The sequence below is a fragment of the Gottfriedia acidiceleris genome (assembly GCF_036421055.1).
Taxonomy (GTDB): domain Bacteria; phylum Bacillota; class Bacilli; order Bacillales; family Bacillaceae_G; genus Gottfriedia; species Gottfriedia acidiceleris_C.
The window spans coordinates 154,430-179,403 of sequence record NZ_JAZGQS010000010.1 but is presented as its reverse complement, the minus strand read 5'-3'; the positions used below and the strand labels follow the sequence as shown (position 1 = coordinate 179,403).

At 33.3% G+C, this 24,974-nt stretch carries 25 protein-coding genes and 1 other annotated feature; of the genes, 1 reads left to right on the top strand and 24 read right to left on the bottom strand.

Annotation, left to right across the window (positions count from 1 at the left end):
• Window positions 1-175: 175 nt before the first annotated feature.
• From RAH41_RS16535 to spoIIGA, 15 genes are all read right to left on the bottom strand, one after another.
• A complete protein-coding gene (locus RAH41_RS16535; RefSeq protein ID WP_331224006.1) occupies window positions 176-1,084 on the bottom strand; it encodes an RluA family pseudouridine synthase in 909 nt (302 codons plus the stop codon).
• Window positions 1,081-1,539, bottom strand: a complete 459-nt coding sequence (gene lspA, locus RAH41_RS16530; protein ID WP_419471617.1) for a signal peptidase II — start codon at window positions 1,537-1,539, stop codon at window positions 1,081-1,083. The genes RAH41_RS16535 and lspA overlap by 4 nt, the downstream gene beginning before the upstream one ends.
• A gap of 71 nt (window positions 1,540-1,610) precedes the next feature.
• Window positions 1,611-1,934 carry a TraR/DksA family transcriptional regulator gene (locus RAH41_RS16525; protein ID WP_331224004.1) on the bottom strand — a complete coding sequence of 108 codons (324 nt, stop codon included), beginning with the start codon at window positions 1,932-1,934 and terminating at the stop codon, window positions 1,611-1,613.
• Between the two features lie 77 nt (window positions 1,935-2,011).
• Window positions 2,012-2,359: a CAP domain-containing protein gene (locus tag RAH41_RS22665; protein WP_419471616.1), complete on the bottom strand. Its 348-nt coding sequence runs from the start codon at window positions 2,357-2,359 to the stop codon at window positions 2,012-2,014.
• 116 nt (window positions 2,360-2,475) lie between these two features.
• Window positions 2,476-5,232, bottom strand: a complete 2,757-nt coding sequence (gene ileS, locus RAH41_RS16515) for an isoleucine--tRNA ligase (RefSeq protein ID WP_331224002.1) — start codon at window positions 5,230-5,232, stop codon at window positions 2,476-2,478.
• A 198-nt stretch (window positions 5,233-5,430) separates the two neighbouring features.
• Window positions 5,431-5,653: a binding site (T-box leader), on the bottom strand.
• Window positions 5,654-5,708: 55 nt separating this feature from the next.
• Complete coding sequence (locus tag RAH41_RS16510; protein WP_098846755.1) at window positions 5,709-6,197, bottom strand: DivIVA domain-containing protein; 489 nt, start codon at window positions 6,195-6,197, stop codon at window positions 5,709-5,711.
• A gap of 89 nt (window positions 6,198-6,286) precedes the next feature.
• Complete coding sequence (locus RAH41_RS16505) at window positions 6,287-7,060, bottom strand: RNA-binding protein (protein WP_331223999.1); 774 nt, start codon at window positions 7,058-7,060, stop codon at window positions 6,287-6,289.
• A 69-nt stretch (window positions 7,061-7,129) separates the two neighbouring features.
• Window positions 7,130-7,390, bottom strand: a complete 261-nt coding sequence (locus RAH41_RS16500) for a YggT family protein (protein WP_331223997.1) — start codon at window positions 7,388-7,390, stop codon at window positions 7,130-7,132.
• A gap of 4 nt (window positions 7,391-7,394) precedes the next feature.
• Window positions 7,395-7,889 carry a cell division protein SepF gene (locus RAH41_RS16495; RefSeq protein ID WP_331223996.1) on the bottom strand — a complete coding sequence of 165 codons (495 nt, stop codon included), beginning with the start codon at window positions 7,887-7,889 and terminating at the stop codon, window positions 7,395-7,397.
• 5 nt (window positions 7,890-7,894) lie between these two features.
• Entirely contained in the window at window positions 7,895-8,569 is a 675-nt protein-coding gene (locus RAH41_RS16490) for a YggS family pyridoxal phosphate-dependent enzyme (RefSeq protein ID WP_331223994.1), read from the bottom strand.
• Between the two features lie 4 nt (window positions 8,570-8,573).
• Window positions 8,574-9,398 (bottom strand): peptidoglycan editing factor PgeF, encoded by an 825-nt coding sequence (gene pgeF, locus RAH41_RS16485; RefSeq protein WP_331223992.1) that lies wholly within the window; start codon window positions 9,396-9,398, stop codon window positions 8,574-8,576.
• A 242-nt stretch (window positions 9,399-9,640) separates the two neighbouring features.
• Complete coding sequence (locus tag RAH41_RS16480) at window positions 9,641-9,922, bottom strand: YlmC/YmxH family sporulation protein (protein WP_069035603.1); 282 nt, start codon at window positions 9,920-9,922, stop codon at window positions 9,641-9,643.
• A gap of 496 nt (window positions 9,923-10,418) precedes the next feature.
• Window positions 10,419-11,198, bottom strand: a complete 780-nt coding sequence (sigG, locus tag RAH41_RS16475) for an RNA polymerase sporulation sigma factor SigG (protein WP_056471070.1) — start codon at window positions 11,196-11,198, stop codon at window positions 10,419-10,421.
• 268 nt (window positions 11,199-11,466) lie between these two features.
• Window positions 11,467-12,186: an RNA polymerase sporulation sigma factor SigE gene (gene sigE / locus RAH41_RS16470; protein WP_069035602.1), complete on the bottom strand. Its 720-nt coding sequence runs from the start codon at window positions 12,184-12,186 to the stop codon at window positions 11,467-11,469.
• Between the two features lie 10 nt (window positions 12,187-12,196).
• Window positions 12,197-13,102, bottom strand: coding sequence for a sigma-E processing peptidase SpoIIGA (gene spoIIGA / locus RAH41_RS16465; RefSeq protein WP_331224054.1), 906 nt, complete (start codon window positions 13,100-13,102; stop codon window positions 12,197-12,199).
• Between the two features lie 201 nt (window positions 13,103-13,303).
• Between spoIIGA and RAH41_RS16460 the strand changes: the two genes are divergently transcribed.
• Window positions 13,304-13,972, top strand: a complete 669-nt coding sequence (locus RAH41_RS16460) for a class I SAM-dependent methyltransferase (protein WP_331223990.1) — start codon at window positions 13,304-13,306, stop codon at window positions 13,970-13,972.
• 48 nt (window positions 13,973-14,020) lie between these two features.
• On the opposite strand, the gene ftsZ is transcribed toward RAH41_RS16460, so the two are convergent.
• The 9 genes from ftsZ to RAH41_RS16415 all read right to left on the bottom strand — a co-directional run bounded on the left by ftsZ (window position 14,021) and on the right by RAH41_RS16415 (window position 24,965).
• A complete protein-coding gene (ftsZ, locus tag RAH41_RS16455; RefSeq protein ID WP_331223989.1) occupies window positions 14,021-15,163 on the bottom strand; it encodes a cell division protein FtsZ in 1,143 nt (380 codons plus the stop codon).
• A gap of 35 nt (window positions 15,164-15,198) precedes the next feature.
• Complete coding sequence (gene ftsA / locus RAH41_RS16450; RefSeq protein WP_331223987.1) at window positions 15,199-16,479, bottom strand: cell division protein FtsA; 1,281 nt, start codon at window positions 16,477-16,479, stop codon at window positions 15,199-15,201.
• 225 nt (window positions 16,480-16,704) lie between these two features.
• Window positions 16,705-17,460, bottom strand: a complete 756-nt coding sequence (locus tag RAH41_RS16445; RefSeq protein ID WP_331223986.1) for a cell division protein FtsQ/DivIB — start codon at window positions 17,458-17,460, stop codon at window positions 16,705-16,707.
• A 170-nt stretch (window positions 17,461-17,630) separates the two neighbouring features.
• Window positions 17,631-18,539 (bottom strand): UDP-N-acetylmuramate dehydrogenase, encoded by a 909-nt coding sequence (gene murB, locus RAH41_RS16440; protein ID WP_331223985.1) that lies wholly within the window; start codon window positions 18,537-18,539, stop codon window positions 17,631-17,633.
• A gap of 74 nt (window positions 18,540-18,613) precedes the next feature.
• Window positions 18,614-19,705: an undecaprenyldiphospho-muramoylpentapeptide beta-N-acetylglucosaminyltransferase gene (gene murG, locus RAH41_RS16435; RefSeq protein WP_331223984.1), complete on the bottom strand. Its 1,092-nt coding sequence runs from the start codon at window positions 19,703-19,705 to the stop codon at window positions 18,614-18,616.
• A 225-nt stretch (window positions 19,706-19,930) separates the two neighbouring features.
• Window positions 19,931-21,004: a stage V sporulation protein E gene (spoVE, locus tag RAH41_RS16430; RefSeq protein ID WP_331224053.1), complete on the bottom strand. Its 1,074-nt coding sequence runs from the start codon at window positions 21,002-21,004 to the stop codon at window positions 19,931-19,933.
• Between the two features lie 61 nt (window positions 21,005-21,065).
• Window positions 21,066-22,418, bottom strand: a complete 1,353-nt coding sequence (murD, locus tag RAH41_RS16425) for a UDP-N-acetylmuramoyl-L-alanine--D-glutamate ligase (RefSeq protein WP_331223983.1) — start codon at window positions 22,416-22,418, stop codon at window positions 21,066-21,068.
• Window positions 22,419-23,393 (bottom strand): phospho-N-acetylmuramoyl-pentapeptide-transferase, encoded by a 975-nt coding sequence (gene mraY, locus RAH41_RS16420; protein ID WP_025569060.1) that lies wholly within the window; start codon window positions 23,391-23,393, stop codon window positions 22,419-22,421.
• Between the two features lie 105 nt (window positions 23,394-23,498).
• The gene (locus RAH41_RS16415) at window positions 23,499-24,965 is read right to left on the bottom strand and encodes a UDP-N-acetylmuramoyl-L-alanyl-D-glutamate--2,6-diaminopimelate ligase (protein WP_331223980.1); all 1,467 of its coding nucleotides are present in this window, start codon (window positions 24,963-24,965) and stop codon (window positions 23,499-23,501) included.
• Window positions 24,966-24,974 lie beyond the last annotated feature (9 nt).

The following is a 24,974-nucleotide window of genomic DNA, read 5'->3' as shown; positions in this document are numbered from 1 at the left end:
CTACTTGTATAGTGTAGAAGCAAAAAACCCTCTTGCCCGATGGACAAGAGGGTAGCGCAAAAGGATACAATTATCCTTTTTCTTTTTTCCGCTTCCTTCTCAACCTCACGGGGTTGTGTTAAAGGTTCATTCAACTGTCCTTATTATGACCTATATTGCAATCATTTGTCAACAGTTATCTGCGTAATTGTTCAATAATATTTTCAAGTACTTCTGGTATAGGTGCTGAAAACTCTAAATACTCATTTGTTCTTGGATGCTTAAATCCTAAAACAGCTGCATGCAGTGCTTGACCATCTATATCTAATGTTTTACGTGGTCCATATTTAGGATCACCAGCTAACGGATATCCTATGTATTTCATATGAACACGAATTTGGTGTGTACGACCTGTTTCAAGCTGACATTCAACTAAAGTAAATTCATCAAATCGCTCTAAAACTCTAAAATGAGTCACTGCTTCTTTACTATTTTCTTCAGTAACCGTCATACTTTGACGATCACTTTTATCTCGACCGATTGGCGCATCGATTGTGCCTTCTTCATGCGGAATTACACCATGGACAACCGCAATATACTTACGTACAGAGGTTTTTTGACGTAATTGCTCTGCAAGCTTTTCATGAGCTATATCATTTTTTGCAACCATTAATAAACCTGAAGTATCTTTATCGATTCGATGTACTATACCAGGTCTTAATACACCATTTATGCCAGATAAATCTTTACAATGATACATTAAAGCGTTCACTAAAGTACCCGTTTCATGACCTAATGCAGGATGAACAACCATTCCACGTGGTTTATTTACGACAATAACATCTGCATCCTCATAATAAACATCTAGTGGAATATTCTCTGCTATTACTTCTAATGGCTTAGGATCAGGTACTGAAACTGATATTTCATCGCCCTGCTTTACTTTATAATTACGTTTAATTTTTTCACCGTTCACTAATACAAAATCTTCTTTTAACCAAGTTTGTACTTGAGACCTTGACCACTCATCATTTTGAGTAGCAATAAACGTATCGATTCTTTCTAAATGTTGATCCTCTTGAACTGTAAAAGCAAAAACTGTCATTTCTTAACTCCTCTTTTATCTTCCAATAAAGTAATAATAAATAATAAAATAACACCTACACAAAGTGCTGAATCGGCGATATTAAACACTGGGAAATCATAATTAAAAATGTAAACGTGAATAAAATCAACTACTTCTTTACGGAAGAATCGATCAATAAAATTACCTATCGCACCACCTAAAACTAATCCTAAAGATAGACCAAGGAATCGATCTCCTTTTGCGTGCTTTTGAATAAAATAAATCACTGCTACCACAAAGACTAGAGTTATTAAATAGAAGAAGCCCATTTTCCCTTGAAGCATCCCCCAAGCCGCTCCTTGATTGCGGTGTGATGTTATGTAAAAAATATTTTTAATAATCTCAATATTTTCTCCTAAATACATCTTCTTTAATACTGCAAGTTTTGTTAGTTGATCAATTAAAATGACAATTAACGCAATAATATATGCCAAATTTATCCCCTACCTTATTAGATATCTCATCAAATTTTAGCATAGGGGAAACGTTTATACAATGAATAGTATTAGTAATGATTTCTTACAAAACTAAAATCCTCCAACGTTCGTCCTGTTGGAAGCACTTTTAATTTTTCAATTGGAATTGCTTGCCCGGTTACTTCACAATAACCAAATAATCCATGGTCAATTTTTTGCAAGGCTATTTCAATATCATACAAATCATTTTGCATGTCTTCAACGAGTATCTGATGTTTATTTGTTTCCTCGAAAATTGAATGATGCTGCTCAATATCAAGGGAACTTATTGGTTCAGAAAATAAACGATGTAGCAATTCATTTTTAATTAGTTCGAGCTCTTGTTTAATATAGAAAATATCATTGCTCCTCATCTTCTTCACTCCCAATTTAGTTATATAAAAATACTTTTCCCTCAAATTGAAATCGATAATAGGTGAAACTTTTTCCTTTAAAGGAAATGGAAAAAGATATTTCCATTCATAATTGTGATGAAAGCCGAATTATAGCTCACATAGTAAAAAGAAAGCCCGCATAGGATCAAATTCCGATTGCGGGTTTTCCTTATTTCATTCAAAAATTTCAATAAACGTGATGATATGATTATCCAATATGTTCCCACTTTCCCTACTCCAAGTTGGTTAAAGTTTCGACTCATGATGTTCGCTTTATGAGCCGGAGAATTCATCCAATCAGTCATTACTTCATTTGCTGTTGTTTGACCATGTGCAATGTTTTCACCTTTGTATCCACCATTAAAACTTAATGTTGAATGATACATATTTTTGGCATTGCTCATCGTTTGTGACCATGTTTAATTCATTTGGTATTGGCGCTGCGATCAATAAAAAAAGGAAAGGAAAAAGAGCCGAAAGTTTAATCTCTCGGCTCTCTATTTTACTTCTTCACATTCAATTACATATCTTTTACTACACTTGCACAACGTAAGCAAAGTGTTGGGTGTGCTTCATCTTTACCAACTTCTTCTGTAACTACCCAGCATCGTTCACAAGTTTCACCTGTCGCAGGAGTTATTTCGATACTTAATGTATCAAATTTTTGCGCTGTTTCAGGAGCTTGCTCGTCGTTACTTGCAATTTCTACATGAGAAACAATTAATAATTGTTTGAAGTCTTCATTAATTGAATTTAATAGCTCTGCTACTTCTGCATTAGGATAGATTTTCACAGCAGCAGTTAGAGATTTACCGATTACTTTTTCATTACGTGCAACTTCAAGTGCTTTTAATACGTCATCACGTAAATCCATGAATTTTTCCCACTTAGCTTCTAAGCTTTGAGTATCGCCGAAATCTTTAATAACTGGCATTTCAGTTAAGAAAATACTATCAACTGTAGTACCTGCCATATGAGACCAAACTTCTTCAGCTGTATGAGGTAAGATTGGAGCTACTAAACGAGTCAGAGCTTGTAATGACTCATGTAATACCGTTTGTATTGCTAAACGATCTTTATTCGTTTTTGGCTCGATATATAAAACATCTTTTGATAAATCAAAATAGAAAGAACTTAATTCAGTCGTACAGAAGTTTTGAATTGTGTGGTAAACATTTGCAAATTCATATTTCTCGTATGATTCACGAACAGTTTTAACCACATTATTTAATTTAACTAGCATGTATTGATCTAATTCACGTAGCTCACCATATTTTAAAGCATCTTGTTCTGCATTAAATCCATCTAAGTTTCCTAGTAAGAAACGGAACGTATTACGGATTTTACGATATACTTCAGCAACTTGTTTCATTAATGCGTCTGAAATACGAACATCTGATTGATAATCTACAGAAGCTACCCATAGACGTAAAATATCTGAACCGTATTGATTCATAATTTTTGATGGTAGGACGATGTTTCCGATTGATTTACTCATCTTGCGACCTTCACCATCTAAAACGAAACCATGGCTTACTACAGCTTTATAAGGAGCTTGACCTGTTACTGCAACGCTTGTACTCAATGAAGAGTTAAACCAACCACGGTATTGGTCAGAACCTTCTAAGTAAATATCAGCAGGGAAAGATAATTCCTCACGCGTGTTTAATACCGCTTGATGTGATGAACCACTATCAAACCATACATCCATGATATCTTTCTCTTTAGTGAAGTTACCGTTTGGTGAACCAGGATGTGTATATCCTTCTGGTAATAATTCTTTTGCTTCTTTTTCAAACCAAATATTTGAACCATGCTCTTTAAATAAGTTCGAAACATGTTCAATCGTTTCTTCTGTAATAATTGCTTCGCCGTCTTCAGCATAAAATACTGGGATCGGCACTCCCCATACACGTTGACGTGAGATACACCAATCTCCTCGATCACGAACCATGTTAAATAGTCGAGTTTCACCCCAAGCTGGGAACCACTTAGTATCTTGTACAGCTTGCATTAATTGCTCACGAATTGCTTCGATTGATGCAAACCATTGTGCAGTTGCACGGAAGATAATTGGCTTTTTCGTTCTCCAGTCATGTGGATAAGAGTGTGTGATAAATTGTAATTTTAATAAAGCACCTTTTTCTTCTAATGCTTTTGTAATTTCTTTATTTGCTTCATCATAGAATAAACCTTCAAATCCAGGAGCTTCTTTTGTTAGAACACCTTTTTCATCTACTGGACAAAGCACTTCTAATCCATATTGCGTGCCTACACGGAAGTCATCTTCACCATGACCAGGTGCAGTATGAACACAACCTGTTCCAGCGTCAGTTGTTACATGATCACCTAAAATAACGACTGATTGACGATCATATAATGGATGCTTACAAATAATTCCTTCAAGTTCAGAACCATTAAAGGTCTTTTCAACTACTGCATCTTCCCAAGCTAATTCTTTTGCTACAGCTTCTCTTAACTCACTTGCAACTACGAACTTGTCTCCATTGACAGATACAACATCATAGCTTAATTCAGGATGTAAACATACAGCTAGGTTAGCAGGGATCGTCCATGGAGTTGTCGTCCAAATAATGAATTTCTCTCCACCATTTAAAACATTTTTCCCATTTTCCACTGCAAATGCAACATAAATTGATGCAGAACGCTTATCTTGGTATTCGATTTCCGCTTCTGCAAGTGCAGATTCACTTGATGGAGACCAATATACTGGTTTTAGGCCTTTATAGATTAATCCCTTAGTAGCCATTTTACCGAATACTTTAATTTGTTCAGCTTCATATTCTTTTTCAAGTGTGATATATGGACGGTCCCAATCACCTAAAATTCCTAAACGTTTAAATTGTTCTTTTTGACGCTCTACTTGCTCGTATGCATATTCTTCACATAGTTTACGGAATTCTGCTACAGACATTTCTTTACGATTTACTTTTTTATTTGCTAACGCTTGTTCAATTGGTAAACCGTGCGTATCCCAACCTGGAACGTATGGAGAACGGTATCCATTCATATTATAAAAACGTACAATGAAATCCTTTAATACTTTATTAAGTGCGTGTCCCATATGAAGATCACCATTTGCATAAGGTGGTCCATCATGTAAAATAAATGACGGTTTTCCTTCATTATGTTTTTGAACAGTTGCATAAATATCTTTTTTGTTCCACTCTTCTTGAATTTGTGGCTCACGTTGAGGTAAATTTCCTCTCATAGGAAATTCAGTTTTTGGCATAAGTAACGTATCTTTGTACTCCATTTGCTTTCCTCCATTTTTAAACTTGATTGTTCTAAAATTAGCCTTTTAAGGCAAGTCCAACTACTCTATAGCAGCTTACTTTACAGTTTTAAATTCCACATTAACGCATTGTATCCATCTTACAAGCCTTTTATTAGTGGGGTTGTCTATTATGTATAATAAATCGTATAAGACTAAAAAAAACCTTTCTCATCCCAAAAAAGGGACGAGAAAGGTTTCCCGTGGTACCACCCTAATTGACAATAAATTTCATTCATCATTGTCCACTTAGCATTCGTAACGTGAATGAAACGTCTTTTCTTACTCAAATTCAGAAAAGCACTCTAGGGTGATTTTCCTTCTATTTTCTATATCAAGCTTACACTATCCTTGACTCGCTACCTAGTTTTATAGAAGTACTCTTCCCTGTCACCGATTTACTATTAATATCTAATAAATTATATGTAAAACTTTACAAATCGTCAAGGCTAATACGACTAGTTTGCGATTTCTTCTGTTTCTTTATCTTCTAAAATATGATCCCAATCTTCATGGCCTAACATTTCTAATTGTGTTTCAATAGCCATTCTTAAACGAGTTCTGAATACTTTCGATTGCTTTTTAAGCTCTTCAAATTCCATAGTAACTTTTCTAGATTTAATTAAAGCTTCATTGATAATACGATCAGCATTTTTCTCCGCTTCTTTAATGATCAATTTAGCTTCTTTTTGGGCACTACCTTTTACATCTTCAGCAGCTTCTTGCGCAATCAAAATTGACTTATTTAAAGTTTCTTCTATAGTAGAAAAATGCTTTAATCTTTCTTTCATATCAAGAATTTGTTCTTCTAATTGTTTCTTCTCACGAATAACTAATTCATAATCTTTAATGACTTGATCTAAAAACTCGTTAACTTCATCTTCGTCATAGCCACGAAAACTTTTACCAAATTCTTTATTATGAATATCAAGTGGTGTTAAAGGCAATTAAGCCACCTCCATGTATGTATGTTCTTTATTAATAGGTTATAATAAATTTTCGACAGTTTCTACGTTTTTCCTTCTACAATTTCTGACTATTTTTTGACACCGTAGTTTATACGCCATTTTTCTTTTTTTGATAAGCCATCAATTGACATTAACATTCCTCTACCAAAACCTTTGACAGAGAATAAATCTCCTTCTTCACATAGGAACGAAGTAGAATCAATAACTCGCTGATTCACTTTAACGTGTTCGGCTTTAATTAAGCTTTGAGCTTTTTGCCTCGATATATTATAGAATTCACTCAATAAAACATCTAATCTTAGTGATGATACAGTACCATTATTAGTTTGCCAAACATCATCTGATTCAATCAATTCTTTAAATGAAATTCTACTTAACTTAATTGGCGATTTTCCTACAGAATTTAAGTTACTTTCTACAAAACTTGCTATTTCATCGGCAACAATTACTTGGATAGTATCATTTTTAATTAAAATATCACCAAATTTTCCTCTTGTGATTCCTAAAGACATTAATGTTCCCAATACTTGTCGATGAGATAAAGTGTGAAATTTAGTTGCATAAACTAAGTCAAATGCTACCAAAGAAAAGTCCTCGTCAACTGGTGTATAATAACTTGGATAAATAATTGCACGCTTTCGTTCACAATCATTTCGACCACCAAAAAAAGCCACAAAACACTCTCCTTGATTGCCGATAATTGATTGCATGATCATTTGTTCTCTTAAATCTAGAAAATCTGTCAACTTAATCGAATAGCGTTCAATTGCTTGTTCCTTCCAGCTGAGAACCTTATCTACGAAAACATGTTCTTCTTTTCGATAATGATCATAAATACTCATTGATGCAATCCTCTTTTTCATCAAACTATCATTATTAATTAAAAAAGAGAACCTGTAAGATTCTCTTTTTTAAAAGTAATGAGAAATACTTGCTATTCCATATCCAGCAAATTCTAAAGCAAATAATGCAATAATTGGTGAAAAATCAAACATACCGATTGACGGAACAATTCGACGGAACGGCTCTAAATATGGTTCTGATAACTTACCAATTAAGCGACCGAAGCCCGATTGTCTTATTTGAGGGAACCAAGATAAAATGATATGAATTACGATGACGTATCTATAGTATTGGATTAATTTGTATAAAATATAAAAAAGTATATCCATTTAATTACCACCTTTTAATGGAATTTTCTTCCTCAAATAACATATCTGTAATCGTTCCAGAAATATCAATATTATCAGGTGTACAAATAAACGTATTTGTACCAATTTTTTTTATATCTCCACTTATTGCATAAACTGTACCACTTAAGAAATCAACAAAGCGTTTAGCTTGATCGATTTGCATTTGTTGTAAATTGATCACAACTGCTTTTTTTGATTTTAAATGGTCTGCAACATCTTGTGCTTCTGCATATTCACGCGGCTGCGCTAATACAACTTTTGACGACAAAGAAGCTCCTCCTGGTATACTTACTAATTTTTGCTTTGATGCATTTCGCTCATGGTTCATTTCTTCATTTACATGTTTAGAAAATTGTTGTTGTTGTTGCTGTTGTTGGTATTGTTTTTGTTGCTGATGTTGTTGCTCTTCATATTCATAATCATCTTCATACTCATCTTCCATTGCGAAAAAGTTTCTTACTTTCCCAATAATACTCATCTTCTTTACCTACCCTTTCCTACTAAATCAGTACCTATTCTTATAAATGTAGCACCTTCTTCTATTGCTATCTCAAAATCATTAGACATCCCCATTGATAATTCAGAACATGGAATATTTGCAATCTGTAGATCTTTTACTTTGTCTTGTAATTCCTTTAATCCTTTGAAACTATTGCGAATGATTGTAACATCCTCTGTAAATGGTGCCATTGTCATTAACCCAACCACATGTACTTTATCAAATTCTGAAAGCTGTCTAGCAAACTCAATTACATCATTTGGATGTATGCCATGCTTTGAGTCTTCTCCAGATACATTGACCTGTAGGAAACATTTTAATGGTTCTGTTGCTCTTTTTTGTATCTCTTCTGCTAAGGATAGTCGATCTAAAGAATGTAAGTAATCAATTCTATGTATGACGTCTTTTACTTTTCTAGTTTGAAGTGAACCAATAAAATGCCAAACAACATCACTTTTAATATGATCTTGTTTTTCCTTTAGACCTTCAAAACGGTTTTCCCCTAATTGTTGTATACCTTCAGCTAAAACTTCTAAAGCCACTTCGGTAGATACTTGTTTTGTAACAGCTATTAGAGTGACTTCATCACTTCGATTTGCTCTTTCTTTAGCTGCATTAATTTGTTCACTAATACGTTCATAATTTTGTTTGACTGTCATGATGCTAATTCCTCCAACCAATATAACTCATCATTCTTCCTGTTTTTCCACTATCTCTACGGTGAGAAAAAAATAAGTTCGGGTTACAACTTGTACAATAATTTGTCATTAGTATATTTTCTTCACTAACGCCCGAATTAATGAGTAATTGTTTGTTTGCTTCTTTTAAATTCAATTTGAATTTCCCATTTTGTAAAGAGGCTAAAATATTATTAGGAATCTTGTGTTCAAAAGCTTCATTTAGCTTATTCATCACAAAATCATCCACTTCATAACAACAATCACCAATTGATGGTCCGATTGCAACTTGGATATTTTTAAGTTGTAAGTTTTCTTCTTTAATCCATTTTTCGATTAAACGTCCGCCAATATTTTGAACAGTACCTTTCCAACCTGCATGAGCTAAACCAATAAATTTACTTTTTGGTTCAAGGAAATACAATGGAACACAATCTGCATAACAGGAAGTTAGTAATATATTTTCCTCATTCGTATAAAAACCATCTGTTGTCTCGATGCTAGTTTTGTAATCAGTAACACCTTTGCCGCAATCTTTTTTTGTTACTTTCACGACATTATTCCCATGAACTTGTTCTGAACAAACCCATTTCGTCTTTGAAAACTCTAATTTACTCGCAAGGAGTTCTCTATTCTCTACGACAATATCCTTCGAGTCATTTACATGTAATCCAAGATTAAAAGAAGTGAAACAACCTTGGCTAACTCCATCATTTTTTGTTGTAAATCCTGCAACTAAATGTTTATATGAGTCTTCCCAAGGTTGAATCATAAAAGTACTTTCAGTCGATTGAATGAAGCTCTCTTTCATATTATAAGACCTCACAGAAACTAATTTAGTAAATATATATGTAAACCAGTTGATGGTTTCCTATATTTTACCATAGATTTCACATTTTTGATTATTTTTGACAAAAGACACTTATTTTTTTCACTTTCAAAAAAATTAGCTACAAAGTATCATATTCGATGTGATAGCCAATTTTAAGAATAAAGTAAAAGTACAACTACGCCCCATTCATCGTCTAGCAACTCGTTTAGTCAACGAGTTTTTTAAGTGTATTTAACTGGACTTGCTTGATTTTCATCCAAATCCACAGATGAACGATATTTTACTAAAATAACATCTTCACCTATTTTCACAATGTCATTCCAATAAATTGTCATTTCCTCTTCTTTGCTAAAAAAATTTAAGCCCTTCCCTGGCTTTGTTAAAATAATCGAAGTAATTTTTCCATTTGATTGATCAATATCTAAATCAACAATATTGCCTAATTTCTTTCCATCGGCAACATTTACAACATCTTTAACTTGAAAATCTGAAATTCTGGCCATTTAACTTCACCATCCTTTTTATAAAATATATGAAGTAAGGGCCAAACATCATGATAAAATTCAAATAAAAATGTGTTAGACATGGTTGCTCGATGCTCATCCATTGTCTAACACATTAATATCGTATTTTCATTCTTCCAGTTTAACTAACTATTTAGTAGTTATTGGATTATTTAGTTTGTATCATTATTTGTTTTTTTACTTTCATTCATAAAAATTAGCTAATAAATATACAGGAATGTTAGCTTGATTGGAGTTTGCCTCCATATACGATTTCTAGCCCCTTGAGGCCATAAGCCAATTTCCGGTAAAGGTAAAAATCAACTTTCTTTTTTGGGAATTACTTTTTATATAGGAAAAGAAATAATATAATGTCTAGCTCCGGCTCCTAGCTCCTCGAGGTCATAAGCCAATTTCCGGTAAAGGTTAAAAAGCAAACCTTTACCGGAAATCGACTTATGCTTGTCGGAGCTGAACAGTCGACTCTGCTTTTCGGCTAACCCTGTATATTTTTATTCATTTGTTTTATTGCTGATTTTTCTAGTCTGGATACTTGTGCTTGGGAAATTCCGATTTCTTCGGCGACTTCCATTTGTGTTTTTCCTTGGAAAAATCTTTTGCTTATGATCATTTTTTCTCGATCGTTTAGTCGTTTCATTCCTTCACGTAGTGCTAGTTCTTCAACCCATTGCTCGTCCTTGTTTTTATCATCACTTAGCTGATCCATTACAAAGATTGGATCTCCGCCATCATTATATATCGGTTCAAATAACGAGACTGGGTCTTGAATTGCATCTAATGCAAAGACGATTTCTTCATGTGTTACGCCTAATACTTCAGCGATTTGAACAGGAGTTGGTTCTTTTGAATTCTCTGCTAATAATCGCTCTCTAACTTGTAATGCTTTATAAGCAATGTCTCTTAATGATCTAGACACTCTTATTGGATTATTATCCCTTAAATATCTTCTTATTTCACCAATAATCATAGGTACAGCATACGTCGAAAATTTTACATTTTGGCTTAAATCAAAATTATCAATAGACTTCATAAGGCCTATGCAGCCTACTTGAAATAAGTCATCCACAAATTCTCCGCGATTATTGAAACGCTGAATAACACTTAAAACAAGTCGTAAATTACCATTTACAATTGTTTCTCTTGCGCTTCGATCACCGCTTTGCATTGCATGAAATAACTTACGCATCTCATCATTCTTTAAAACTGGAAGCTTTGATGTATCTACACCGCATATTTCTACTTTGTTTCGTGTCATGATGTTCCCTCCTACTTGGAGTTGCTGTACTATAGGTAAGTATCTCCTTCGGTGGAAAATTTATGCACAAAATAAAATATACAAAAATAATAAATTAAGGAGTAAAAAAGCCTAGCAAATAGGGTGAAATCTAGAATTTTCTATGCTGAATGAATGAAATTTAGTATGTAGGATTAATGAAAAAAATTTTTAATATTAGTTGGATACTCTTATATATAGAAAAAACCGATTAGTATTTGAAAAAATCAAATCTAATCGGTTCTTCTATTTAAACCATTTTATTAAACTCTTTTCGAAGCCTTTTAATAATACGTTTTTCTAATCGGGATATATAAGATTGCGATATTCCAAGCATATCAGCTACATCTTTTTGGGTTTTTTCTTCGGTTCCATCTAGACCAAATCGTAGTTCCATTATTTGTTTTTCACGATCGTTCAGTTGATCTAATGCTTTGGTTAATAATGATTTATCGACATTGGCTTCTAAATCCTTCGTTATAATATCGTCTTCTGTACCTAATACATCCGAAAGTAATAATTCATTACCATCCCAATCAATATTTAATGGTTCATCGAATGAGACTTCAGAACGGTTTTTATTATTTCTACGTAAATGCATCAGTATTTCATTTTCGATACATCTTGAAGCATAAGTAGCCAATTTAATTTTCTTTTCAGGATTAAAGGTATTAACGGCTTTTATCAATCCAATCGTACCAATGCTAATTAGATCTTCAATATTAATGCCGGTATTTTCAAACTTTCTAGCAATATAAACTACTAATCGTAGATTTCTCTCAATTAATAGTGATCTAGCACCTAAATCTCCATTCGGTAATTTCTGTAAGAGCTTTTCTTCTTCTTCCCTTGTCAAAGGAGGTGGTAATGCTTCACTTCCCCCAATGTAGTATACCTCATCGGCTTTCAAACCTAGCTTTACTAATAGCTTATACAAACCTAACTTTAGTTTTAAGAACAATCGATTCATTTTCTACCTCCTATGCAATTTCATTAATTGTTCCCTGCATCATTTTTGGATGAAGGATACATTCATATAAATTGTCTGAAGACAAAGTAACATGACTCAATCCAACTAAAACCGAACTCGATGAATACCATTTCCCATTAATTTTTAATTTAACAACAGTAGGTTTTATTGCAACGAGGAATTGATTACTTTGACCAATACTTTTATAAGGTATATAAGTTCCTTGAAAAAAACTTAAGACATCGAGTGCTTCCGTATTATGTAAAGTATTTTCAGAGTTTCTAACTAACTTTACTAATTCGATTGGCAATCCATAATCACTAGTGGAACAGTCTAAAATAATAACTGGTTTCCTAGAAAGTGGTTCATGTAGAGAGTTACCACTATCCATTAACCCTCTAATTTTAATCGAAGTGTTCCGCCACACAATTTCCATTTCATACATTTCATTCAATTTCCATTTTGTAAACGAGATTTGATTAATCGATTTTCTAGCGTAAAATATGACAATTGGTAGCATTCCAATGACAAAATACCAGCTTACAGGATCACCATAAAAGGATGATTTCGTTAAATTAGATTCATTAGTAGCAAATAAATAATGTAAGCCTAATAACGCGCCACCTAAAATGAATGTTGAAAAATAGAAGATACTTAATAGTTGTAAAAAAGTGATAATCCGCTGCCTTCCAAATGCAAAAAATACGATGAAAAACGATAATAATATTTTCATAAATGGTGAGCCAAAAACATATGCATAAGGAGTAAACGTCATTAAAACAACGATAGAACCTAATAATGCCCCTAACAATGACCGCAAAATAGATACATTTCTTTTTAGAATTAAGCCTGTCAACTGAATAATCAAGAAGTCCATTAACAAGTTTAATAACCAAACAAGATCGCCATATATCACCAATTTTGTTCGCCATCCTCTATAGAATATTCATTTATATGTAAGTATAGGATGAGCACGGTAAGAAGTCTGTCAAAAAAAGGAAGCTTTATTGAAGAGTTTTTCGACATTGCATTTTCGAAATATGGATTGGACAAGTCAATATTTCATAAAAATCATGCACTTTATTTCGATGAAATCTGCCCAATAAGGAGTGAGGATTTGGATAACTGGATATTTCATTCACCCATTTTTGAGTTTGACGGAACTAAACCATCAATAAGACAACACTCTGCCTGGAAAGGTCACGCAAAATTTGCTTACGATTTAGTTCAATTTGTAAAACCAAAAAAGATTGTTGAATTAGGTACTCACTTTGGCTTTTCTTTTTTCTGTTTTTGTCAAAGTGTGAAAGATCATAACCTGTCATGTGAATGTTTTGCAGTTGATACTTGGCAAGGAGATCTGCATAGTGGATTGTATAGTAATGAAGTTTTTGATACGGTACAAGAAGTTGTTCAAAACCATTATCAAAAAGAAGCTAAAATGTTACGTAAGTCTTTCGACGAAGCAATTCAGAATTTCGAAGATAATACGATCGACATACTTCATATTGACGGTTTTCATACCTTTGAAGCTGTGTTCCATGATTATACTACTTGGCTACCAAAAGTATCTAAAGAAGGAATTGTTCTAATCCATGATACTGAAGTACGTATACAAGATTTTGGGGTTTACAAATTTTGGGAAACGATTAAACAGCAATTCCCATCTTTTGAATTTACACACTCACATGGTTTAGGTGTTTTATTCCCTAAAGGCTACAACGAAAAGTTCAAGCCTGTCTTTAGTGATTTAGCTAATTTACAAAATCACTACTTAAAAGAATGAAAAAAACCAAGATAAGAGATTTATCTTATCTTGGTTTTTTTACATTTATTAGCGTCTTTTACGATTACGTAAAAACGCCGGAATATCTAAGTCATCAAGACTAGTTACATTTTTAGTCGTTTCTACAACCGGAGCTTCTTCGCGAATTGGTTCTCGTTTAATAGTTGGTTGTGGAGCTTGAGTAGGTGTTGATATTGATTGTCTCGCCATTGGTTTTGGAGTAGGTGGTGCTGTAATAACACCTTCAAATCCAGTCGCTATAACCGTTACAATAATTTCATCCTTTAAGTTTTCATTGATTACAGAACCGAAAATCATATTTACTTCTGCGTCACATGCAGTTGATACGATATCTGCTGCTTCTTGCACTTCATATAAGCTTAAGTTAGTTCCACCAGTGATATTCATAAGTACACCTTGCGCACCATTAATTGAAGTTTCTAATAATGGACTAGAAATAGCTTTTTTGGCTGCTTCTGCCGCACGGTTTTCTCCACCAGCAACACCGATACCCATTAATGCAGACCCTTTATTAGACATAATTGTCTTAACATCTGCAAAGTCAAGGTTAATTAATCCCGGAACAGCGATTAAATCAGAAATACCTTGAACCCCTTGACGAAGTACATTATCTGCTTCGCGGAATGCTTCTAGCATTGGGGTATTACGATCAACGATTTCTAATAATCGGTCATTAGGAATAACAATTAAAGTATCAACGCTTTCCTTCATTGCAGCGATTCCAGTTGCCGCTTGAGTTGAACGTTTTCTACCTTCAAATGTAAATGGACGTGTAACTACACCTACAGTTAATGCACCTAATTCTTTTGCTACTTGTGCAATTACTGGAGCTGCACCTGTTCCTGTACCTCCACCCATTCCAGCAGTTACGAATACCATGTCTGCTCCTTTAAGAGCTTCTTGTAATTGTTCTCTACTTTCTTCAGCTGCTTTTTTACCAACCTCTGGATTAGCTCCTGCCCCTAAACCACGAGTAAGTTTGCCACCGATTTGCATTTTCACTTCAGCTTTTGAAAGATTAAGAGCTTGTGCATCAGTATTCACAGCAATAAAATCTACACCCTGTACTCCATGTTCAATCATTCGGTTAACGGCGTTATTTCCTCCGCCACCTACACCAATTACTTTTATCTTCGCTAATGCATCTACATTTGTATCAAAATCTAACATGATTGATCCCCCTACTATTCAAATTCATCACACATTTAATCCCATAAATATTTAAAAATGCTTTTAACTTTACTCATGACGCGCTCTTCATCCTGCTGTTTTGGTTTTGTATTTGAATTTGAAACAGCTACAGGTTTTCGTTCATTTGATTCGAATGCAATATTAGAGCTAAGTTTTTTTCCACGCATTTTTGATTTATAAAAAGCATACTTGATTAGACCTACGCCAGTAATGTATTGAGGTTCTCTTACACCAATATAATCTGGTGTTGCAACCCTTACATTATTTTTAAATACCTTTTGAGCTAAATCGATTACACCAGTCATTGTTACTGTACCACCAGTTAGAACAAATCCACCTGGTAAATTGCTTCCCCTCATTCTGACAAGCTCATTTTGAACCATAATGAAGATTTCTTCTAATCTAGCCTCAATAATATCGGATATTTCTTGCTGGCTGTATTGGTGATGTTGTTCACTACCCATTATTGGTACACTTAATACTTCTTCAGGTAATGCAGTATCATAAAAAGCATGTCCAAATTTCACCTTAATTTTTTCTGCATCTTCTGTTGAAGTTTTCAGTCCAATTGATATGTCTTTTGTAATATGGTCTCCGCCAACAGGTAGGACTGAAGTTGCCATTAATACCCCTTCTCTGAAAAGAGAAATTGTAGTTGAGCCTCCACCGATATCAACAAGTGCTACACCTAAGTTTTTCTCATCCTGCTTTAGTCCTATCGTACTTGCAGCCATTGGTTGTAGACATATATCCGTTACTTCTAACCCCGCTCTTTCAACACAACGAAGTATATTATGTACTAGTGTTCTTGAACCAGTGATTAATGTACCTTCCATTTCCAATCGTACACCAATCATTCCTCTTGGGTCTTTTACCTCAGAAAGGCCATCAACAATGTATTCATGTGGAACAACATCGATAATTTCTCTTTCTGGTGGTATAGAAATTACTTGAGCCTGATCCATTACTCTTAAAACATCTTCATTGTCGATTTCTTTATTTTCTTTAGAAACTGCTACTACGCCGTTAGTACTAATCAATTGCACTTGATTCGCACTAACACCTACAATTACTTTGTCAATATGAATGCCAACCATTCTTTCTGCTTGATCAATTGCTTTTTTGATTGATTTGACTGTTTCATCTATATCAACTATTGATCCACGTTTTAAGCCTGAAGATTTAACATTACCAACACCGATAATGTTAAGTGTGTCGTTAACTAGTTCTCCTATGATTACTTTAATTGTTGAAGTTCCAACGTCAAGACTCACATAGATCTCATTGCTGTTCATGATGGCACCTCCTTTTTCTCTCTATCTATTATAATCGAGCATCAATTCATTCTTAAATATCATATATGACAACTATTCAACATTTACGGGGTTTTTCCTCTTTTTTAAGCTTGATTTTTCATAATCTTTTTAATTTTTTTCGTTATTTTCTATTTAACTATTAGTCTACACTAACATGTAAAGTTAAAAAAGACTTGAAAGTACTGTTTACTAATGTTAAATTGACTATTTCATATCAGTACTATATGGAGAAAAATACGCACCGACTTCTAAATGGATAACGCCTTTTTGATCTTTAGGTATTGACTTTAAAATTAATGGGTAATTTGACATTTTATTTGAAAATTTTCGAATCGTTGTCCTTACTTCATACCCTTCATTCGTAAAAACCGTTATTAACAAAGGATCATCCTTACTTGGAGTATAATTTATTTCAGAAATTGAATGGAATATACTTTTTGGCATTTTTTTTAATTCCGCAGCCATTTCCTGCAACTCATCTCCTTGTTTCCAACCAATTAAATCAGGTGCTGTAGTATTTCCTAGTGAACTTTTCTCTTTAATAAGGACTCCGCTTTCTAACAATAGATACTTTTTCCCGCTAAATAAACCTTGTCCAACAGGCTGAAATTCTTTTACATCGATTTCTACTTTATTAGGAAATCTTTTATGAACAATTGCAGATTGAATTGTGTTTTGACTTTCAAGCTGATCTACTACCCTTTTTGACCTAATTGTCAAAAAGCTATCATCAACGCTAACATCGGCTAATTTTTGAATTTCTTTATCAGAGTACAGTTGGTTTCCATTAATTACTAAGTGAATTTTTGAACCAATTGATGTTTGGAAATACAATACACATAAAAGCAAAGAAAAAAACACAAGAATTGTGACCAGTAATCGCATATTTGCTTTTTTACGTTTTTTATTACGCAAAACAGGTACACGGTCTTCTAAACTAATAATCTTATTTTCCTGCATAAATATGCCTCCATTATCAATGTTCAACTAAAAATACCTTTTTAATTTACTTTTGCTTAAGAAGTAATTTAAGAATAATAAAAAATAGAATAGCAAATGAATGCCATTCTATCTTGGTCATCATATGCTATGTAAATTATAGCATATAATATGGTTAGTTTAGAAGAAACTTACATTTTTTTCCCAACAATTTCTACTTCTGTTTCAAGTCGCACATTAAATTTTTCTAATATAGTTTTCTTAATAAATGCAATCAAGTCTAATACATCTTTTGAAGTGGCATTTCCGGCATTTACAATAAAGTTACCATGCATTTCAGAAACCTTCGCACCACCAATTTGATATCCTTTTAAATCAGCACGTTCAATTAAATTACCAGCATACTGTGGTAACGGATTACGGAAAATACTTCCAGCACATGGATAGTTCCAAGGTTGTGTTTCTCTTCGATAATCTTTGTTTTTTTGCATTAAAGCAGTTGAAGTCTCTTTTGATCCCTCTTGAAGTTGAAGTTCTACTTCTAATACAAATCCTTTACGGTTATGTTGTAAAACTGAAGTTCGATATGAAAAATCTAATTCTTCATTTGTTAACCATTCCATTGTTCCATCAGGAAATAGAATATGTGCTCTAGAAGTAATATTTGAAAAATCGGATTGATGAGCACCTGCATTCATATATACAGCGCCACCAACACTACCAGGAATTCCACTTGCAAACTCTAGACCAGATAATCCTTTTCTACTTAGCTGAGTAGCTAAACGAATCACTGAATATCCTGCACCTACAATTACTTTTGTACCTTCTACTTCGATATGATCTAAGCAATCACTAATTTTAATTACGACACCTTCAATACCTTGATCCGATACAAGTAAATTCGATCCTCTACCAATTACAGTCACATTTACAGCATGTTCATTTGCAAGGTTAATAATCTCTTTAATTTCGCTTACAGTTTTAGGGATGACCAAATATTCAGCAGGTCCTCCTATTTTCATTGTCGTATGATTTGCTAAAGGCTCATTTATTAGAAGACTCGAGTCATTTAATATTTCCTTTAATTTTGATTCAAACATTCGTTATTTTCCCCCTTTAGCTTATAGTATCCTCTATTATATTTTTATTTTATTTCAAACTTGTTCGTGCAAGTTCATTTACGTATTTTCTCTAATACATTTACTAGTTTTTTTGCAGCATCTGGTACACCCATATTTAATGATGCATTTTTCATCTCTTCAAGTTTAATAGGATTTAGTAATACTTTTTCAATTTCAGTTACTAAATATTCACTATTAAAGTTTTTTTCCAATATAACAATAGCCGCACCATTTTTCTCGAGTGATCTGGCATTAACTTCTTGATGATTATTCGTTACATAAGGGCTTGGTATTAGAATACTAGGTTTTCCTAATGCAGTTAATTCTGCTAATGTAGTTGCACCTGCTCTTGATACAACTAAATCCACTTCTCTTAATACTTCCGGCATATTATGTAGAAATGGCTTAACCACTACATTTTCTGGGTTACCTACTTTATTTATTTCCTCAATGACAGAATCGTAATGTACTTCGCCTGTTACATAAATCATCTGGTAATCTTTTTCACCTAATTGATTGACACTTTTTAAAAAGGCTTGATGAATCGGTCTTGCTCCCCTCGAACCACCTACAATAAGTACCGTGCGTTTACCAGATTTTAATCCTAATGATTCTAATACTGCTGGATTTGATTCTCCAATTACTTCAGAAGCTCTCGGGTTTCCAGTAAATACTACTTTCTCTTTATTAAAATAGTCAGCAACCTCTTCAAAACAAATGGCAACTTTTGTGACATAACGATTTAAGAACTTATTTGTTAGCCCAGGTATACTATTTTGTTCATGTATAACTGTCGGAATCCCTAGTTTTGCTGCTGCGTAAACAACAGGACCACAAACATATCCACCTGTTCCAACGACTACATCTGGCTTAAATTCACGAATTATTTTCTTACTATCTGATACACCCTTTAAGAATCGATAGACTGTTTTAAAATTCTCTAATGATATGCTTCTCTTGAACCCTGTAATCACAATAGATTTAAAAGGTATGTTTGCTTTAGATACAATCCCTTTTTCTAATCCATTTTCTGTACCAACATATAAACATTCTACATTGGAATCTTGTTTTTTTAACTCTTTAATTAGCGCAAGTGCTGGATAAATATGACCACCAGTACCCCCACCACTAACTAAAATTTTCATAAAGATCCTCCTAAATTACAATACATAAATAACTTTAAGCAGTTTAAGTAGTTATTATACCAATTTTATCACTATCATTCTAATTGTTTTTTCTGTAAAAATAAAGAAAACATACCAATTGGAAAGTAAATAGACAAATACACATTGTATTAATACATAAAAAGGACCGACTCATTTTGAAAAATTCAAGTACATTTGTACTTGTTTCAATTTGAGTCGGTCCTTTTATGTACGCGCATGTCTACTAATATTAAGTAATACACCTACGGCTAATAACATTAATGTTAGAGATGAACCACCATAGCTTAAAAATGGTAATGTAATCCCTGTAACAGGCATTAAGCCTATTACAACCCCAATATTAATCATTACTTGTATTGCAATCATTGATACTATTCCTACTGCTAAAAAAGTACCGAATAAATCAGGAGCACTTAAAGCAATTCGGATCCCTCTCCAAAGTAATAAAGAGAATAATAAGATGACAAACGTTCCGCCAATAAATCCTAATTCTTCTGATAGAATAGCAAAGATGAAATCAGTTTGTGGTTCAGGCAAATACATAAACTTTTGTCTACTTTGTCCCAATCCTAAACCAAATAATCCACCAGGACCAATTGCATATAATGATTGAATAATTTGGAATCCAGTACCTAATGGATCAGACCATGGATCTAGAAATGATGTAATCCTTTTTATTCGATATGGAGCAGAAGCTATTAGAGCAACAAATCCTGCAACTCCTACAATACCTAATCCCATAAAATGAGAAATTCTTGCTCCAGCTACGAATATGATGATTACACAAGTACCTACCATTACTGTACCTGTTCCTAAATCTGGTTGAAGCATAATTAAACCAAATGCCAAAAACACAAGACCTAATGTTGGTACAAGACCCTTTTTAAAAGATGTAATATTCTTTTGATTATCTGCTAAGTATTTTGATAGAAATACCATCATTCCAAGTTTCATAAACTCAGAGGGCTGAATCGAGAATGCACCGATTCCAATCCAACTTCGTGCACCACCTCGTACTAGACCAACTCCTGGTACAAGTACAAGTACCAACAAGATAAAACAAGCGATTAATATTTTTTTTGCATGTGTTTTGAAAAGCCAGTAGTCAATATTTGAAACAATAAACATTCCAACTACTCCAACTCCAGCAAATAATAATTGCCGTTTAGCAAAAAAGAACGAATCATGAAACTTATATGATGCCCAAATTGCACTAGCACTGTAAACCATAATCATTCCTACTGTTAATAATGATAGCGTAACGAGAACAAGAATCATGTCAGGACTATTTTTCTTTGTTGGCACTTAAATACACCTCAACTTTTGAATTAAACAAGCCTTACATTAACTTATGCACTGCTTGTATAAATTTATTACCACGTTCTTCAAAAGTCTTAAATTGATCCCAGCTTGCACAAGCAGGTGACAATAAAATAATATCTCCAACTTCTGAATGAGCGAATGCTTCATTTACAGCATCTTCAACATTATCTACCGATTTTACTGCTTTCATTCCTGCTTTTTCTGCTGATTCAATTAATTTTGCTGCTGTTTGACCATAAGTGACCATTTTTTTTACATTTTTAAAATGAGGAATTAAATCGTCAAAACCATTTCCTCGATCTAATCCACCAGCTATTAAAATGACCGGTTTTTGAAAAGATGAAATTGCTTTTTGTGTTGCTAAAATATTAGTAGCTTTTGAATCATTATAAAACTTTCTCTTATTTATTTCTGTAACAAACTGAAGTCGGTGCTCTACACCAGTGAAAGTTGTTAATACCTTTTCAATGGCATCATTTTCAACATCTAAAAGTTTAGAAATTGCTACTGCTGCTAATATATTTTCTAAATTATGTTTACCTGGTAAGACAATTTTTTCAATTTCAATAACTTTTTTCTCTTTAAAATAAATATAGCCATTTTGAACATATGCACCATCTTGCATAATTTTAGTTGTAGAGAATGGAATAATTTTCGCTCTAATTTGAGAAGCCATTGCCATTACATTCTCATCATCAAAATTAACGACAGCAAAATCATTTTCTGTTTGATTTTTAAATATATTGGCTTTTGCCTTAATATACTCATCTTTTGTACCATGATAGTCTAAATGAGCTTCGAAAATATTTGTGATTAATGAAATTTTTGGTCGGAAACTTTCGATTCCCATCAATTGAAATGAAGAAAGTTCAGTTACTATAATATTATCTTCATTTGCATTTTCAGCTACTTCACATGCAACAGTACCAATATTTCCTGCAACAAGAGGGTTTTTATTGCCTTCTTGTAACATATTTAATGCTAAAGTTGTCGTTGTCGTTTTCCCATTTGAGCCTGTAATTCCGATAAACGGCGCTTCACTTATTAAATATGCAAGCTCTATTTCCGTATAGATCGGAATATTACGCTTTACAGCCTCTAATAATAATGGATTCGTATATGGTATTCCTGGATTTTTGACGATACAAAATGGCTGATCATCTAATAATGATAGTGGATGTTCACCACAAACTACGTTAAAACCTTCACTTTTTAGCTTTTGTGCGATTTCATTTTGTTCTAAAGGAGTTCGATCATTAACAGTTACAGTCGCACCTAATTTTTTTAATAATCTACTAGCTGCATAACCGCTCTTTGCCATTCCTAATACTAATACATTTTTATTTTGAAAGTTCGATATGTTATTCAATTACATCCACACCTCAATATAGATTCCTAATAATGCAAAAAGTAATCCTACAAACCAAAATGTTACAACAACACGCCATTCTGACCATCCAGATAATTCATAATGATGATGCAAAGGACTCATTTTAAATACCCTTTTACCAGTTGCTTTAAAAGATGCAACTTGAATCATTACTGATAGTGTTTCAATTACAAAAATACCACCAATAATCACAAGTAAAATTTCTAAGTGTGTAACAATTGCGATTGCAGCCAGCGCCCCACCTAATGCTAAAGAGCCCGTATCTCCCATAAAGACCTTTGCAGGGTGTGCATTAAATACTAAGAAACCTAATACAGCTCCTACAACTGCTATTGAAAAGATTGCCACATCAAGCTGATGTTGGTTATAAGCAAGTACTGCATATGCACCAAATGCGATTGCTGCTGTACCTGACACAAGTCCATCTAATCCATCTGTTAAATTTACAGCATTTGAAGTACCAACTAACATAAAGATAATTAATAATACATAGATAAAGCCTAAATCAAATGAATAATGTGTCCCTGGTATCGAAATAGATGTAGAGATACCCATGGCACGAATTGCAAAAAAGACAATGATGGATACAATAACTTGGCAAATGAATTTTTGTTTAGATGTTAGTCCTAGGTTCCTTTTTTTAACAACCTTAATATAGTCATCTAAAAATCCAATTACTCCAAAACAAATTGTGACAAATAATAATACATATGTACGTGTTGATAAAACATCAAAATACATAGAAATTAAAAGTGCAGATAAACTTAAAGCAATTAATATGATAATCCCACCCATAGTTGGGGTTCCAGATTTCTTTTTATGAGATTGTGGACCTTCGTCTCGAATACTCTGTCCAAATTTAAGTTTTCTTAAGTACGGTATAAAAATAGGCGATAAAATGACTGCAATGATAAATGCTGAAATCATAGCAACTAAAATTGACGGTTCTAGCATTATACGCCCTCCTTTCTAAGTTCTCTTCTTTGTTGTTTACTTAATAGTGTAATTCTTTTATAAAGAATTATGAAGTCAGTTTTTCACATTACAAAGAAGAGGATACTATCCTCTTCTTTGTAAAATAGCTTCTTTAGCTTCTTCAACATCATCAAAATGCGAAACATTTGTTCCTACAATCTGATATGTCTCATGACCTTTACCTGCAATAACAATAATATCATGTTTTTTTGCATTTTGAATCGCAAATGTTATAGCTTTTTTACGATCTTCTATTACCGTAATATTATTATGCTCTAAACCGCGTTTCATGTCTTCTAAAATTAAAGTTGGGTCTTCAGTTCTTGGGTTATCAGATGTAAAGATTGCTTTTGTTGAAAGATCCGCTGCAATCTTACCCATTAGTGGGCGTTTTGTTCGATCACGATCTCCACCACAACCAACAACCGTAAAGATATCATTTTTTGCAAATTGCTTAACTGTATATAATACATTTTCTAAACTATCTGGTGTATGTGCATAGTCTACAATAACTGTAAAATCTTGACCAGCATTTACGGCTTGGAAACGTCCTGGTACCCCTTCAATCGTTCCGACTGCGTCTAGGATTGTCTCCATTTCTATATTTAATGCGATTCCTGCACCAATTGCTGCTAACACATTATATACGTTAAACGTTCCAATAAGATTCATTTCTACTACGTATTGTTTATTTAAGAAATGTAATGTGAATCTAGTACCAGCATTCGTTAATTCAATTTCATCTGCAAACAAGTCAGCTTCTTGACTTAAACCATACGTTATTAGATTTGCTTGTGTATACTTCATATATTCAAAAGATGCAGTATCATCATAATTAAGGATTGCAAATTTAGGTTTTTCGGTTGAGAAGCTATTACCTAATTGAGAGAATAATAAACCTTTTGCTTTTTTATATTCTTCCATCGTTCCATGATAATCTAAATGATCTTGTGATAGATTTGTAAAAACAGCTATATCATATTCACAGCCATGAACACGCCCTAAGTGTAATGCATGTGAAGAAACTTCCATAACAGCTGTATCCACGTTTGCTTCAACCATTTTTGCAAACATTGATTGTAAAGTTAAGCTATCAGGAGTTGTATTTTTTGTTTCAAAAATCTCTTCTCCTATTTTCATACCAATTGTGCCAATGACACCTGTTTTTTTCTTATTGTGTTTAACAATCTCTTCAATAATATATGAAGTAGTGGTTTTACCATTCGTACCAGTAATACCAACTAGATTTAGTTTTTGTGTTGGGTTTTCATAAAAGGCATTACCAACAACAGCCATCGAACGATTTGTATCTTTCACATATGCTACTGGAACACTCGATTCAATTGGTTTTTGTGCAAGGATCGCTACTGCACCTTTTTCAATCGCTTGATTTACGTACATGTGGCCATCAACTGTATACCCTTCAATACAGATAAATAAATAACCTGGTTTTACATTTCTTGAATCCATTTCAACCCCTGTGATTTCCGGATTTTCAGCTGGAAGATTCACTAAAGGCTTTAATCTTGATAGTAAAGTATGAAGTTTCATAGTAATTCC

Bases quoted from the DNA above. Each gene is read 5' to 3' on its own strand.
- RAH41_RS16535 (WP_331224006.1), bottom strand. From the start codon at position 1,084: ATGACAGTTTTTGCTTTTACAGTTCAAGAGGATCAACATTTAGAAAGA.
- RAH41_RS16525 (WP_331224004.1), bottom strand. From the start codon at position 1,934: ATGAGGAGCAATGATATTTTCTATATTAAACAAGAGCTCGAACTAATT.
- RAH41_RS22665 (WP_419471616.1), bottom strand. From the start codon at position 2,359: ATGAGCAATGCCAAAAATATGTATCATTCAACATTAAGTTTTAATGGT.
- ileS (WP_331224002.1), bottom strand. From the start codon at position 5,232: ATGGAGTACAAAGATACGTTACTTATGCCAAAAACTGAATTTCCTATG.
- RAH41_RS16505 (WP_331223999.1), bottom strand. From the start codon at position 7,060: ATGAGTATTTATGATCATTATCGAAAAGAAGAACATGTTTTCGTAGAT.
- RAH41_RS16500 (WP_331223997.1), bottom strand. From the start codon at position 7,390: ATGGATATACTTTTTTATATTTTATACAAATTAATCCAATACTATAGA.
- RAH41_RS16495 (WP_331223996.1), bottom strand. From the start codon at position 7,889: ATGAGTATTATTGGGAAAGTAAGAAACTTTTTCGCAATGGAAGATGAG.
- RAH41_RS16490 (WP_331223994.1), bottom strand. From the start codon at position 8,569: ATGACAGTCAAACAAAATTATGAACGTATTAGTGAACAAATTAATGCA.
- pgeF (WP_331223992.1), bottom strand. From the start codon at position 9,398: ATGAAAGAGAGCTTCATTCAATCGACTGAAAGTACTTTTATGATTCAA.
- RAH41_RS16480 (WP_069035603.1), bottom strand. From the start codon at position 9,922: ATGGCCAGAATTTCAGATTTTCAAGTTAAAGATGTTGTAAATGTTGCC.
- sigG (WP_056471070.1), bottom strand. From the start codon at position 11,198: ATGACACGAAACAAAGTAGAAATATGCGGTGTAGATACATCAAAGCTT.
- sigE (WP_069035602.1), bottom strand. From the start codon at position 12,186: ATGAATCGATTGTTCTTAAAACTAAAGTTAGGTTTGTATAAGCTATTA.
- ftsZ (WP_331223989.1), bottom strand. From the start codon at position 15,163: ATGTTAGATTTTGATACAAATGTAGATGCATTAGCGAAGATAAAAGTA.
- ftsA (WP_331223987.1), bottom strand. From the start codon at position 16,479: ATGAACAGCAATGAGATCTATGTGAGTCTTGACGTTGGAACTTCAACA.
- RAH41_RS16445 (WP_331223986.1), bottom strand. From the start codon at position 17,460: ATGCAGGAAAATAAGATTATTAGTTTAGAAGACCGTGTACCTGTTTTG.
- murB (WP_331223985.1), bottom strand. From the start codon at position 18,539: ATGTTTGAATCAAAATTAAAGGAAATATTAAATGACTCGAGTCTTCTA.
- murG (WP_331223984.1), bottom strand. From the start codon at position 19,705: ATGAAAATTTTAGTTAGTGGTGGGGGTACTGGTGGTCATATTTATCCA.
- spoVE (WP_331224053.1), bottom strand. From the start codon at position 21,004: ATGATTCTTGTTCTCGTTACGCTATCATTATTAACAGTAGGAATGATT.
- mraY (WP_025569060.1), bottom strand. From the start codon at position 23,393: ATGCTAGAACCGTCAATTTTAGTTGCTATGATTTCAGCATTTATCATT.
- RAH41_RS16415 (WP_331223980.1), bottom strand. From the start codon at position 24,965: ATGAAACTTCATACTTTACTATCAAGATTAAAGCCTTTAGTGAATCTT.